This window comes from Paraburkholderia sp. (genome assembly GCF_036488795.1).
Lineage (GTDB): Bacteria > Pseudomonadota > Gammaproteobacteria > Burkholderiales > Burkholderiaceae > Paraburkholderia.
This window is the reverse complement of record NZ_DASXHA010000123.1, coordinates 1-13,680: the sequence shown is the minus strand read 5'-3', so window position 1 is coordinate 13,680 and position 13,680 is coordinate 1. Positions and strand designations below refer to the sequence as shown.

Here is a 13,680-nt window from a genome sequence, read left to right as displayed (position 1 = left end):
TGGCCACGCCGGTAGAGATTCCTGCGAACACCATGTCGATCGGCGATACGCGGCTTGCCTCCGTGTTGCAGAAGGACGGCGTACGCGTCTCGACCATCGAGCATTTGATGTCAGCTTGCGCCGGTCTCGGTATCGACAACATGTATGTCGACGTCACCGCCGAAGAAATTCCGATCATGGACGGCAGTGCCTCGACGTTCGTGTTTCTGATTCAGTCGGTGGGTGTCGAAGAGCAGAACGCACCGAAGAAATTTATCAAGGTCAAGAAGCCGGTGGAAATCGTGGACGGCGACAAGTTTGCGCGTCTGGACCCGTTTTTCGGCTTCAAATTGAAGTTCACGATCGACTTCCGCCATCCGGCCGTAGACAAGACCGGTCAGGCATTGGAAGTGGACTTTGCGCACACCTCCTACGTTCGCGACATCGCGCGGGCGCGGACTTTCGGCTATGCGCACGAAGTGGAAATGCTGCGCGAACTGGGCTTGGCCCGCGGCGCGAGCCTCGACAATGCAATTGCGCTCGACGAGTACCGCATTCTCAACAATGACGGTCTGCGCTACGACGACGAGTTCGTGAAGCACAAGATGCTCGACGCGATCGGCGACCTGTATGTGGTCGGCCATCCGTTGCTGGCTTCGTACACGGCGTACAAGTCGGGTCACGGCCTGAACAACGCCCTGCTGCGCGAGTTGCTGGCGCATGAAGACGCGTACGAAATCGTCACCTTCAACGACCCGCAGAAGGCTCCGCGTGGTTTCGCTTTCGATACGCAGACGGCCTTTGCCTGAGTCTGCAAGCGCGCGAAGGCGCGCGTCGAACGCAGAAAAAAGAAGCGGCCCAGACGGGCCGTTTTTTTTGCGTTAGCGCTTTTTCAGGTGCCGGGCGGCCATCTTCGCGAGCGCGGCCTGCAGCGGCGACGGCGCGAGCGATTCGCTCAGGGCATGAAGTGCGTCGGCGCCGACCGGTGTCATGCGGGCCTGCTTGATGGGAGGCGGTTCCTTCACCGCCTGTGGGCGCACGCGGATTCTCAGCGAATTGACTGCCCAGCCGCGCTGCTGCAGGTCCGCCAGAAGACGCGGCTCCAGATGCCGCAGACGGGCAGCGAGCGCATTGTGCGCAGCAAATAGTGCCAGTACACCGTCCTTGATAAAGCCGGGCTCGACGCTCGAGGCCAGATAATCCGGCAGCAACTGACGCAGATCGCGTTCCAGCGAGGCGATCTGTTCGACGCCGGCGCGCAAGGCGGCGAACGCGTCGGTGCGATTGAGCACCTCGGCGACCGGCTGCGGACGGCGCGCGTTGAACTGCTTGGACGGCGGCCTTGAAAACGAAGGGGAGCGGCTCATGTAGGATAGTGACGGAGTGAGCGCGCCCAGTGCGCATTCACGCCTGGATTGTACCGCGCGGGATGCTCCCCGGGCCGGCCGGATAAGGTCTGGCAGGGGCCATGCACGGCCGCCCTGCGTCGCGCCTGTGACACAGGCGCGCGCTGGGGCGCGTGCTAAAATGCCCGATTCGAATTCACTCTTGGACTAAGCCGCCGAGGCACTCCCGACCCCGGACCAGTATGTGGACAAACCGCATGCCGTGAACCAGCCGAAGCCGCGACGCAGACACCGATCCGATGACCACCGGTTTTCTACAAAAGATTTTTGGCAGTCGCAATCAGCGGCTAGTCAAGCAATATCAAAAGACCGTCACGGCGATCAATGCGCTCGAACCGCAGATCGAGCAATTGACGGATGACGAACTGCGCGCCAAAACGGGTGAATTCCGCCAGCGGGTCGCGAGCGGCGAGTCGCTCGACAAACTGCTGCCCGAAGCCTTCGCGGTGTGCCGCGAGGCCAGCAAGCGCGTCCTGAAAATGCGCCATTTCGACGTCCAGCTGATCGGCGGGATGGTGCTGCACTACGGCAAGATCGCGGAAATGCGCACCGGCGAAGGCAAGACGCTGGTCGCCACGCTGCCGGTCTACCTGAACGCGTTGTCGGGCCGCGGCGTGCATGTCGTCACGGTGAACGACTACCTCGCCCAGCGCGACGCCGAATGGATGGCGCGCCTGTACAACTTCCTCGGCCTGTCGGTGGGTATCAACCTGTCGCAGATGGATCACGCCGCCAAGCAGGAAGCGTACGCCGCAGACATCACGTACGGTACCAACAACGAGTTCGGCTTCGACTACCTGCGCGACAACATGGTCTACGAGACCACTGCTCGCGTGCAGCGTTCGCTGAATTTCGCGGTGGTCGACGAGGTGGACTCGATCCTGATCGACGAAGCGCGTACGCCGCTGATCATCTCGGGCCAGGCCGAAGACCACACGGACCTGTACGTGCGCATGAATGCGCTGCCGCCGCTCCTGGAACGCCAGATTGGCGAGGAAAAAGCAGACGGTACCGGCGTCGAAAAGCCGGGCGACTACACGCTGGACGAAAAGGGCCGTCAGGTGTTTCTGACGGAGTCGGGCCACGAAAAGGCTGAGCGCCTGCTCGCCGAGTGGGGCCTGATCGGCGAAGGCGAGAGCCTCTACGCGCCGCAGAACATCACGCTGATGCACCACGTGTATGCCGCCTTGCGCGCGCATACGCTGTTCTACAAAGATCAGCACTACGTCGTGCAGAACGGCGAAGTGGTGATCGTCGACGAGTTTACCGGCCGCCTGATGTCGGGCCGCCGTTGGTCCGACGGCCTGCACCAGGCGGTCGAGGCGAAGGAACACGTCAAGATCCAGAGCGAGAACCAGACGCTCGCGTCGATCACGTTCCAGAACTATTTCCGCATGTACGCGAAGCTGTCCGGCATGACCGGCACGGCCGACACCGAAGCATACGAATTCAACGAGATCTACGGCCTCGAAACGGTCGTGATCCCGACGAACCGGCCGCCGAAGCGGATCGACAAGCAGGACCAGATCTACAAGACCGCGAAGGAACGCTACGACGCCGTGATTCGCGACATCCGCGACTGTCACGAGCGCGGCCAGCCGGTGCTGGTCGGGACCACCTCGATCGAAAACTCCGAGCTGCTCTCGCATCTGCTGAAGCAGGCAGGTTTGCCGCACGAAGTGCTGAACGCCAAACAGCACGCCCGCGAAGCGGAGATCGTGGCCGAAGCCGGCCGTCCGAAGCGCGTCACGATCGCCACCAACATGGCCGGTCGCGGTACCGACATCGTGCTCGGCGGCAACGCGGAGAAGCAGGCAGCGTTCATCGAAGCCGACCCGTCGATTCCTGAAGACGAAAAGCAACGCCGCATCCAGAAGCTGCACGACGAATGGCAGGAACTGCACGATCTGGTGAAGGCCGCGGGCGGTCTGCACATCATCGGCACCGAGCGTCACGAATCGCGCCGGATCGACAACCAGTTGCGCGGCCGTGCCGGCCGTCAGGGCGACCCGGGTTCGTCGCGCTTCTATTTGTCGCTGGAAGATCCGCTGCTGCGCATTTTTGCGGGCGACCGCGTGCGCGCCATCATGGACCGCCTGAAGATGCCGGAAGGCGAGGCGATCGAAGCGGGCATCGTCACACGTTCGATCGAATCGGCGCAGCGCAAAGTTGAAGCGCGCAACTTCGATATTCGCAAGCAATTGCTTGAATACGACGATGTGTCGAACGATCAGCGCAAGGTGATCTACCAGCAGCGCAATGAATTGCTCGAAGCGCATGACATCACGGAAACCATCGGCGCCATGCGTCATGGCGTGATCGCCGATATCGTCCATCAGTTCGTGCCGGCGGGCAGCATTGAAGAGCAGTGGTCCGTTCCCGAACTCGAAGAGGTGCTGCGCAACGAATGGCAGCTCGATCTCGCCATTCAGGAAATGATCAACGAGTCGTCGTCGATCACCGTGGACGAGATCCTCGAAGCGGTGATTGCCGCCGCCGACGAGGCGTATGAAACGAAGGTCGAACTGGTCGGCCGCGAGAACTTCAGCGGCTTCGAACGTTCGATCATGCTGCAGACGCTGGATCGCGCGTGGCGCGAGCATCTGGCCGCGCTCGACCACTTGCGCCAGGGTATCCATCTGCGCGGTTATGCGCAGAAGAATCCGAAGCAGGAATACAAGCGCGAGGCATTTGAGCTGTTTGCCGCCATGCTCGACGCGGTGAAGCTCGACGTGACGCGCGTGGTGATGAACGTGCAAGTGGAGTCGACCGAGCAGCTGGAACAGGTTGCCGAAGACCTGGAAGAGCAGGGCAGCAGCCAGTTGGACCACGTCGAGTTCCGGCACGCCGAGTTCGCCGAAGCCGCGGCTCCGGTGGTGGCTGCAGAAGCCGCCACGGCTGCGATGATCGGCGACGCCATGAGCCATGGCGCGCATGCGCCGGCCGAGCCGCTCGGCGACAACGTGCCGAAGGTTGGCCGTAACGACCCGTGCCCGTGCGGCAGCGGCAAGAAGTACAAGCAGTGCCACGGCAAGATTGCCTGAGATTGATTGCGGCGCGCGTAAAGCGCGCCGCGTCGTTTTGAGCAGTCGTCTTGCTGATTGATTTCGCGGTGGTGCGGCACTCGCCGTCATCATCTGTTCTGATTCCCGATGCCGGCTTCGCGCCGGCATTTTCAACTTCGACAGGTCGCAACCATGGCTGTCAATTTCCCCTCGATCGATCCCGCTCAACTCCATCCCGTCGCCGGCGTCACGCTCGGCTGGGCGGAGGCGAACATCCGCAAGCCGAACCGCAAGGACGTGCTGGTCATTTCCGTTGAAGAAGGCGCAACGGTGGGCGGGGTATTCACGTTGAACCGTTTTTGCGCGGCGCCCGTCACGGTCTGCCGCGAGCATCTAGACCACGTGCGCGCCGGTGGTAAGGCGATTCGTGCGCTGGTGATCAATACGGGAAATGCGAATGCGGGCACCGGCGAGCCGGGTCTCGCGCACGCGCGCGAAACCTGTGTGGAACTGGCGAAGCTGGCGGGCATCGTGCCGGAACAGGTGCTGCCGTTTTCCACCGGCGTGATTCTCGAACCGCTGCCCATCGACCGTCTGAAGGCGGGGCTGCCCGCCGCGCTGGCAAATCGTCAGGCTGCGCACTGGCACGACGCCGCGCAGGCCATCATGACGACGGATACGCTGCCCAAGGCGGCTTCGCGCCAGGTGAGCATCGACGGTCACACGGTCACGCTGAGCGGCATCAGCAAGGGCGCGGGCATGATCAAGCCGAACATGGCGACCATGCTCGGTTTCCTCGCGTTCGACGCGGCCGTTTCGCAGCCGGTGCTCGATGCGCTGGTCAAGCATGTCGCGGACCGCTCTTTCAACTGCATCACGATCGACGGCGATACGTCGACCAATGACTCCTTCATCCTGATCGCGTCGGGCAAGTCGAGCCTGCCGCCCGTCACGTCCACCGATTCGCCGGCCTATGTGGCCTTGCGCGACGCGGTGACCGAGGTAGCGCAAACGCTCGCGCAACTCATCGTGCGTGATGGCGAGGGCGCCACCAAGTTCATGACGGTCGAGGTGGAGGGCGGCAAGAACGTGGCGGAATGCCGTCAGATTGCCTATGCGATCGGGCACTCGCCGCTGGTCAAGACGGCGTTCTATGCATCGGACCCGAATCTGGGCCGGATTCTCGCGGCAATCGGCTATGCCGGCGTGAGCGACCTCGACGTGGGCAAGATCGACCTGTATCTGGACGACGTGCTGGTGGCGAAGGCGGGTGGCCGCAATCCCGAGTATCGCGAAGAAGACGGTCAGCGCGTGATGAAGCAGAGCGAAATCACGATCCGCGTGGTGCTGGGGCGCGGCGACGCGCAGGCGACGATCTGGACCTGCGACCTGTCGCATGACTACGTGAGCATCAACGCCGACTATCGCTCGTAACCGGGCATCTGGCCGGCTTTCGCCCCGAATTCGCTAAGTGCACATTTTTCTGCCATGGACAAACTCGAACAGTTTCTGACCCGCGCCGAAGCCTTGCTCGGCCGCCTGGAAGCCGTGCTTCCGCCAGCTACGCCGGACGTCGACTGGTCCGCTGCAGTCGCTTTTCGCTGGCGCAAGCGCCAGGGGCGCGGCTATTTGCAGCCGGTGCCGGCCATCTCCGACATCACGCTCGACGATCTGCAGAATATCGACCGCCAGAAGGGCCTGATCGAGCAGAACACGCGCCAGTTCGTGCGCAAGCAGCCGGCCAACAACGTGTTGCTGACGGGCGCTCGCGGCACGGGTAAGTCTTCGCTGATCAAGGCGTGCCTGAACGCCTATTCGAAAGACGGGCTGCGGCTGATCGAAGTGGACAAGGACGACCTGCACGATCTGGGCGACATCGTCGATCTGATCTCGCAGCGTCCGGAGCGCTTCGTCGTGTTCTGCGACGATCTGTCGTTCGAAGATGGCGAGTCGGGCTACAAGGCGCTGAAGGTGGCGCTCGACGGTTCGGTGGCCGCTCAGTCCGACAATGTGCTGATCTACGCAACATCGAACCGGCGCCACCTGTTGCCCGAATACATGAGCGACAACGAGTCGTACAAGCACACGTCCGATGGCGAGATTCATCCGGGCGAAGTGGTTGAAGAGAAGATTTCGTTGTCGGAGCGTTTCGGCCTGTGGGTCAGCTTCTATCCGTTCAAGCAGGATGATTACCTGACGATCGTCGGTCACTGGCTGCAGCATTTCGGCTGCGACGCCGCCGAAATTGAAGCGGCGCGCGGTGATGCGCTCGTGTGGGCATTGGAACGCGGTTCGCGCTCAGGGCGTGTTGCATGGCAGTTCGCGCGCGACCGGTCCGGCCGGAAGTCTCAGGCATGACGGACTCAAGCCAGGCTGGCGGTACGGCCAACTCCGCCGGACGGCCGGTTACAGAAGTCGCCGTGGGTGTGCTGGTGCAGCCGGATGGGCGCTATCTGCTGGCGCAACGGCCGGCGGGCAAGCCGTACGAGGGCTATTGGGAGTTTCCGGGCGGCAAGCTGGAGCCGGGTGAAACGGTCGAAGCGGCGCTCGCCCGCGAATTGCACGAGGAACTGGGGATTGACGTCAAGGCGAGCCACCGCTGGCATACGCTCGAACACGACTACCCGCATGCCTATGTGCGGCTGTATTTCTGCAAGGTGACCCAGTGGAGCGGCGAGCCGCATGGCCGCGAGGGGCAGGCGTTCGTGTGGCAATCGCTTCCCGCTGAGGTGTCGCCATTGCTGCCGGCGACGATACCGGTGCTGGAGTGGCTAGCCGCGGAATAGGGGTGCAGCCCGGCTGTTGGTACGAGCGACGCGCGGCCTGACCCGGCCACGTGTTGCGTAGGGCCGACCTTGTCAGCGTATGCCAGGATAGAAACCGGTGCCTTGCAACCGGCGATCCACCGCCAGCCAGCCAGGGTTCTGCGCGGTTGGTTGCGCGCTCAGTGCGGGTTGTAGTCGCCGCCTGGCGTATCGTCTGAAGGCGCTTCTTCGTCGGTGCCGCCGATTTTGTACTTCTCAGCGGCCCACGCACCGAGGTCGATCTGCTTGCAACGCTCGGAACAGAATGGGCGGAAGCGGTTTTCAGGTGTCCAGCGGACATCCTTGCCGCACGTTGGGCATTTAACGACAGTGATCATTCGGTCAGACAGTTAATCGCAAACAGGACAAGTCTCTAATATAAGGGCATTTTCGAGACTGCAAAGGGGTCACCGCTTCAGCAGAGCGCGCAGCTCACGCTACAGACTGCACAGCGTGAGCTGGAACGGCACGTCCACATCCACCGCGCGCGGCCGCAAGTCGCCGTCCTGCACGGTAAAGCGCACCCACAGCATGTACTTGTTGGCACTCGCCTCGGGTATGACGCGCAATTCGGGTGCCACCCGTACCTGCATCAATTGATACGAACGCCCCGACAGCATCTGCTGGTAGCTGCCCTGCATGGCCATGACCTTCGAAGCCTGACCCGATTCGCGCGCAAGACGCAGAACGATGGTGGCGGCGTCGCGCAACGGCAGCAGCGGGGTCACCCACTTGGCGATGTCCTGGCGGCGCTGGTCCGGATGCGTCTGCTGCCATGCGTAGTAAGACGGCAGGTCGAACTTGCAGGTGCCCCCCGGGATGATGGCGCGGCTGCGGATACTTGCCAGCCACTCGTTGTCTGCAAGATGCTGACCCGTCTTGCCTTGCATCTGCGAGAGCCCCGAGAGGGTTTGCTCGATCTCGCCCAGCACGGCTTCCAGCGCGTTCTGTTCGATGCCCGGGTTGCCGCGGAACGGTGCCAGTGTTTGACGCTGCCGCTCCAGTTCCTTCATCAGATCCGACTTTAGATCCGCGCGACCCGCGACTTCAGAGATTTCGAACAGCGTTGTCAGCGCGACGTGATGTTCTCTCGCATCTTCCTGAGTCAGAAAGAACGTGAAGCGCTCGAACAGATCTTCGAGGCGCAACAGCGTCCGGATTCGCTCGTTGAAGGGATACTCGTAAAGGATCAAGCGGGCTCGCCTCGGGCGTGGTCGGTGACGGAATGCAGAACATTCTAATGCCGTGAGACTACCCTAGCAATCACACACTTTTTTTGAGCGCTTTCGGCAGTTTTTTCGCTTGTTTTGACGCAGTTTGGGTACGGTGTCTTCGCTTTACTGCGACAACGGAGTCAGAGGCCGCGCACGATCGTAGCGCCCGGGTCCATGCGCACTCAGGGTGTTAGCCGCCCGCGAGAGACAGATAGCGCTGGTGCTGAGCCTCGACCTGCGTGCCTAAGTCGTCCAACTGCGCATTTTCGTTGACGATGACGTCGTCGGCGGCGGCAAGACGCGCTTCGCGTGACGCCTGACGTGCGATGATCGCGAGCACCTGCTCGCGGCTGAATGCGTTGCGGCGCATGACGCGTTCGATTTGCGTCTGAACGCTGCAATCAACCGTCAGCACCCGGTCCACGCGCGTTTTCCATGTGCCGGACTCGACGAGGAGCGGCACGACCAGCATCACGTAGGGGCCGTGCGCTTCTCGCCGTGCGCGCTCGGTTTCACTGCGAATCAACGGATGGGTGATGGCTTCCAGACGGCGCCGTGCGTCGTCGTCGCTGAAAATCAGGCTGCGCATGCGCGCCCGGTCCAGCGAACCGTTTGGTGCAACGAACGAGGCGCCGAACTCGGTAGCGATTTTCGGCATGGCGACGCCGTGTGGCGCAGTGATCTGATGCGCGATCAGATCGGTGTCGACGATCGCTACACCGCGCGCGGCAAACAGATCCGCGACGGTCGACTTGCCGCTACCAATGCCGCCCGTCAGTCCCACAGAAAACATGCGTCAGCCTCCCAATGCGAGATACAGCGGGGTGCCAAGAAACAGCGTGATGACGCCGCCGGCTGCGAGAAACGGACCGAACGGCAACGGTTCTTCGAAGCGCATGCGTCCGCGCCAGGTTGCCACCAGCCCCACCACCGCGCCGGCAACCGCCGCAATCAGAATGATCTGCGGCAACGCCGCCCAGCCGAGCCATGCGCCGAGCGCGGCCAGCAGTTTGAAGTCGCCATAACCCATGCCTTCGACGCCGCGCACGAGTTTGAACAGCCAATGCACCACCCACAGTACAAGATAGCCGGCAATCGCGCCCGCCACCGCGTCGTGCAGGCTGGCAAACATACTGTTGAAGTTGACGATCAGCCCGGCCCAGAGGAGCGGCAGCGTCAGCGAGTCGGGCAGCAGGTGCGTGTCGATGTCGATGGCGCTCATGGCAAGCAAGGCGGCGCACAGGCCGAACGCGGCGAGTGCCATGGCGCTCGGTCCGAAGACGACGAGCGAGCCGACCGCGAATGCGGCGCAGGCAATTTCCAGTAACGGATAGCGCACGCTCACATGCGTCTTGCATGCGGAGCAGCGCCCGCGCAGCAGCAGGTAGCTCAGTACAGGAATGTTCTCCCAGGCGCGCAATACGTGTCCGCAGTGCGGGCAGCCGCTGCGCGGCAGCCACAGGTTGTAACGGTCCGGCAAACTGTCGTCCTCGAGCGGCTCGCCGCTCACGTCGCTGACCTCCGCTCGCCATGCCCGCTCGAGCATGATGGGCAGGCGGTGGACAACGACGCTGAGGAAGCTGCCGATCACCAGACCGAACACGATCGCAAACGCAACCTGTGCGCCAGCCGGCAACGTGCCAAAAGTGGCGCTGAAGCTGCCTGCGACGTGGCCAGTCAGTGCGCTGAGTGAAAATTCTGACACGATTGTTGAAGTACTCGGCATGGGAAAGGATTGGATTCGGCTGCGATGCTACACCACGTTGCCGAGTTGAATAATGGGAAGGTACATCGCAATGACGAGGCCGCCGACCAGCGTGCCCAACACGATGATCACGAGCGGTTCGCAAAGACTCGACAGCATGCCGATCTTTTCGTCCACCTGACGATCGCTGAGCGATGCTACGTCGATCAGCATCGCGTCCAGTGCGCCGGATTCTTCCGCGACTGCGACCGGCTGCACGACCTCGGCCGGAAAACAATGCGCCGCATGCATCGCTGCCGCCAGTCGTTCGCCGCGCCGCAGGCGTGCGGCGATCTCGACAGTTGCACGGTCGAAGAACGCGTTGCCGGTGGCATGCGTGAGTGAGTCGAACGCATCCGCGAGTGGCGTGCCGGCCGCGAGCAGAGTCCCGAGCGCGCGACTCCAGCGGGCCGCACACAGCGTTGAGAGCAGCGCGCCCGCAATCGGCAATCTGAGCGACAGTCGGGCAAGCGTCACGCGCGCCGCGTCTGAACGCCGCAGCAGGCAGGTCAATCCGATACCTGCCGCAGCCGACAACGCCAGCGCCGGCACGCTCCAGCGCGCGGCCGCCGCGGACAGTGCCATCACCAGTTGGGTGGGCGCGGGCAAGCGCGCGCCGAAACCATCGAAGATCTGTTTGAAGGTCGGTACGACCCAGACAAGCAGCGCGACCGTGATGGCGATAGCGAGCAGCAGAATCGCCACGGGATAGGCGAGCGCGGCCTTGACCTTGGCGCGCTGTGCCGCGCCGCGTTCGCGATCGTCCGCGACGCGGGCGAGCACCGCCGGCAGCGCGCCCGACGCTTCACCGACTGCGACCAGTTGGCAATACAGCGCGCTGAATTGCGCCGGATGCCGGGACAGTGCCGCCGAAAAGCTGAGACCGCCCGTGATGTCCCGAGCCAGGGCGCTGACGATGCGCGCCATGCCGTGTCGACGAGGCGACGGCGCGTGCGCGAGCAGTTCGAGCGAGGGTGCAAGCGGCAGCCCCGCACGCAGCAGACTGGCGAGCTGACGCGTGAACTGCGTGACCTCGGCAGCGCGAGCGTGCGCACGCGGCGCGGGTCCGCGCGCGCTGAGTTCTACGACGAATAGCTTGTCCCGCTTGAGCATGGTCTGCGCAGTATTGGCGTCCGGAGCGATCAGCATGCCGCGCCGATGCGTGCCTTCCGCGTCTACGCCGCGCCAGACGAAGCGCGTGTCGTTCGATGCGATCTGAGGGGCCGGCGTATTCATGAGACCTCGGTGGCGCTCAAGGCTTCGGTGAGGCTAGTCGTGCCGTCGCGCACGCGCGCGAGCGCGGCATCGCGCAGCGTCGTCACGTGTTCCACTTGCGCCTGCCGCGTGAGGGCGAGTGTGCCCGCGTTGCCGACGATCATTTCGCGCATTGCGTCGGAGACGGGCATCACCTGGTGAATCCCGACGCGTCCGCGGTACCCGATACCGTGGCAGACGTCGCAACCTGCTGCTACGTAGGGCGTCCAGCCTTCGAGCTGGGCCTCCTCGAAACCCGCCGCGCGAAGCGCCGCCGGCGATTGCGGCGAGGCTGTCTTGCACGCGCCGCAGAGCCGCCGCACAAGCCGTTGAGCCGTGACCATGCGTAACGCGGCGGCGAGGTTATACGGCTCGATGCCGATGTCGATCAGGCGTGCGACGGCAGCCGGCGCGTCGTTGGTATGCAGCGTGGAGAGGACGAGGTGGCCCGTATGCGCCGCTTTGACGGCGACGTCCGCCGTTTCTTCGTCGCGGATCTCGCCCACCATGATGACGTCCGGGTCCTGGCGCAGGAACGCCCGCAGCGCGACCGCAAACGTGAGCCCGGCCTTCTCGCGCACGCTGACCTGATTGATGCCTGCCAGTTGAATTTCCGACGGGTCTTCAACCGAGCAGACATTGCGAGACTCGGCGTTGAGCATTTGCAGGAAGCAATACAGCGAAAGCGTCTTGCCGCTGCCCGTGGGACCGGTGACCAGCACCAGGCCATGCGGCGCCTTGATCGCAGCTTCGACGCTATGACGCTGCGCCACAGCGAGGCCAAGCGAATCGAGCGATAGCGTGGTGGGTAACGCGTCGAGTCGGCGCAGCACGAGTTTTTCGCCGTATAGCGTGGGCAGCGAATTCACGCGATAGTCTTCGAACCGGCCGGGCGTCGTGGCAATGCGCAGACGTCCGTCCTGCGGCACGCGTCGTTCTGCGATGTCCATTCGTGCAAGCACTTTCACGCGGGTGATGAACGCATCGCGCAGATGGGCCGGAGGTTGCGCGATGACGTGCAGCACGCCGTCGATGCGCAGCCGCACGCGCCAGCCGTGTTCCGCAGGTTCGATATGCAGGTCCGACGCGTTGCGGCGGGTGGCTTCCCGCAGCGTGTCCGTAAGCAGACGGACCGCCGGTGTGTTGTCCGGATCGGCGAGGGCAGGCCCCGTGTCCTCGCGAAGTCTGTCTTCGCGGCTGGCGCCAGCAAACGGCCGTGCTGCAGACGTTGTGGGCGTCAGGGAAGTGCGAGTCCGGGCCTCGGCAACGGGCGCGACAGGTAACGGCGCAGGCGGCGCAGGCGGTTCAGCGGCCGAATGTGTGGGAAGTTGAGCGGTCGCAGCCGGCGACGGACGAATCGGGGAGCGCATCGGAAACCGGCTAAGAGCCGCCTGTAGAACATGACGACTCCATCATCCGGTATGGCGGCAGTCACCGCCATTCGGCCATTCGGCTAGTTGTGCTTAGGGTGAGGAACAGCGTAGGCTACCCACTCTGGGTTTGCGTCACGCACGCGTAGTCAAGGTCTCAAACACGCGGCGCTTTGCTGCCCTTCGTGCCACCGCGGGTGACGGGCTTGAACAACTTCACGGTGCGCACGGCCTGATCGTCGCTGCGCATCACTTCGAGTTTGATGTCGCCAATCTTCACGCATACGTCGCCGTCGGGAATCTCTTCGAGCGTCTCGAGAATCAGACCGTTGAGCGTCTTGGGGCCATCGGTTGGCAGTGAAATATGCAGCCAGCGGTTCAGTTCGCGCAACGGCATGCTGCCGGCGACGATGCACTCGCCGTCCTCGTCCCAGCCGCCGCGCGAGTTGGCGCCCCGGGGAATGGAAGTCGTAAATTCTCCAATCAGCTCTTCGATGATGTCTTCCGGCGTCACCAGCCCCTGCAGTTCGCCGTACTCGTTGACGACGAGCGCGGTGCGATGGCGGCTTTCCTGGAAGTATTGCAACTGCTGGAAGACCGGCGTACCGCTCGGGACAAAGTACGGCTCAGCCAGCAGTTCGCGCAACGTCTCACGCTCGAGCTCCTGGTTGTGCAGCGCCGAAAGCGTCTTGCGCACGTGAAGCACACCGAGCACGCGGTCGATATCGCCTTGATACACGATCAGCTTGTTGTGATAGCAGGTTTCGAGCTGGTGAAGGATCTGTTCGAACGGTGCATCGAAATCAAGTGCTTCGATCCGGCGGCGCGGAATCATCACGTCGTCGACTGAGATGTTCTCCAGATCGAACAGGTTCAACAGGATGCTGCGGTGCTTGGTCGGCAT

13 protein-coding genes are annotated in these 13,680 nt (G+C 63.1%); 5 read left to right on the top strand and 8 right to left on the bottom strand.

Annotated elements, in window-relative coordinates; genetic code table 11:
- Positions 1 to 788: UDP-3-O-acyl-N-acetylglucosamine deacetylase (gene lpxC, locus VGH41_RS18085; protein ID WP_331598891.1), on the top strand; the 788-nt coding region annotated here is incomplete at its 5' end.
- A 72-nt stretch (positions 789 to 860) separates the two neighbouring features.
- Here the strand turns inward: lpxC and VGH41_RS18080 are convergent.
- Complete coding sequence (locus VGH41_RS18080) at positions 861 to 1,346, bottom strand: DUF721 domain-containing protein (RefSeq protein WP_331598890.1); 486 nt, start codon at positions 1,344 to 1,346, stop codon at positions 861 to 863.
- Between the two features lie 278 nt (positions 1,347 to 1,624).
- On the opposite strand from VGH41_RS18080, the gene secA reads away from it, so the two are divergent.
- The 4 genes from secA to VGH41_RS18060 all read left to right on the top strand — a co-directional run bounded on the left by secA (position 1,625) and on the right by VGH41_RS18060 (position 7,176).
- The gene (gene secA / locus VGH41_RS18075) at positions 1,625 to 4,429 is read left to right on the top strand and encodes a preprotein translocase subunit SecA (protein ID WP_331598889.1); all 2,805 of its coding nucleotides are present in this window, start codon (positions 1,625 to 1,627) and stop codon (positions 4,427 to 4,429) included.
- A gap of 153 nt (positions 4,430 to 4,582) precedes the next feature.
- Entirely contained in the window at positions 4,583 to 5,824 is a 1,242-nt protein-coding gene (gene argJ, locus VGH41_RS18070) for a bifunctional glutamate N-acetyltransferase/amino-acid acetyltransferase ArgJ (RefSeq protein ID WP_331598888.1), read from the top strand.
- A 54-nt stretch (positions 5,825 to 5,878) separates the two neighbouring features.
- Positions 5,879 to 6,748 carry an ATP-binding protein gene (locus VGH41_RS18065; protein ID WP_331598886.1) on the top strand — a complete coding sequence of 290 codons (870 nt, stop codon included), beginning with the start codon at positions 5,879 to 5,881 and terminating at the stop codon, positions 6,746 to 6,748.
- Entirely contained in the window at positions 6,745 to 7,176 is a 432-nt protein-coding gene (locus VGH41_RS18060) for an NUDIX domain-containing protein (protein WP_331598885.1), read from the top strand. Before VGH41_RS18065 ends, VGH41_RS18060 begins: the two co-directional genes overlap by 4 nt.
- Before the next feature lie 158 nt (positions 7,177 to 7,334).
- Here VGH41_RS18060 and yacG read toward each other — a convergent pair whose 3' ends face one another.
- From yacG to VGH41_RS18025, 7 genes are all read right to left on the bottom strand, one after another.
- A complete protein-coding gene (gene yacG, locus VGH41_RS18055) occupies positions 7,335 to 7,532 on the bottom strand; it encodes a DNA gyrase inhibitor YacG (protein WP_331598884.1) in 198 nt (65 codons plus the stop codon).
- A gap of 99 nt (positions 7,533 to 7,631) precedes the next feature.
- Positions 7,632 to 8,387, bottom strand: coding sequence for a cell division protein ZapD (gene zapD, locus VGH41_RS18050; RefSeq protein ID WP_331598883.1), 756 nt, complete (start codon positions 8,385 to 8,387; stop codon positions 7,632 to 7,634).
- Positions 8,388 to 8,598: 211 nt separating this feature from the next.
- Complete coding sequence (gene coaE / locus VGH41_RS18045) at positions 8,599 to 9,201, bottom strand: dephospho-CoA kinase (protein WP_331598882.1); 603 nt, start codon at positions 9,199 to 9,201, stop codon at positions 8,599 to 8,601.
- Between the two features lie 3 nt (positions 9,202 to 9,204).
- On the bottom strand, positions 9,205 to 10,134 hold the full coding sequence (locus VGH41_RS18040) for an A24 family peptidase (protein WP_331598881.1): 930 nt from the start codon (positions 10,132 to 10,134) through the stop codon (positions 9,205 to 9,207).
- A 27-nt stretch (positions 10,135 to 10,161) separates the two neighbouring features.
- Positions 10,162 to 11,388, bottom strand: coding sequence for a type II secretion system F family protein (locus VGH41_RS18035; RefSeq protein WP_331598880.1), 1,227 nt, complete (start codon positions 11,386 to 11,388; stop codon positions 10,162 to 10,164).
- Positions 11,385 to 12,776 (bottom strand): GspE/PulE family protein, encoded by a 1,392-nt coding sequence (locus tag VGH41_RS18030; RefSeq protein WP_331598879.1) that lies wholly within the window; start codon positions 12,774 to 12,776, stop codon positions 11,385 to 11,387. Before VGH41_RS18030 ends, VGH41_RS18035 begins: the two co-directional genes overlap by 4 nt.
- Positions 12,777 to 12,933: 157 nt before the next feature.
- Positions 12,934 to 13,680: transporter associated domain-containing protein (locus VGH41_RS18025; protein ID WP_331598878.1), on the bottom strand; the 747-nt coding region annotated here is incomplete at its 5' end.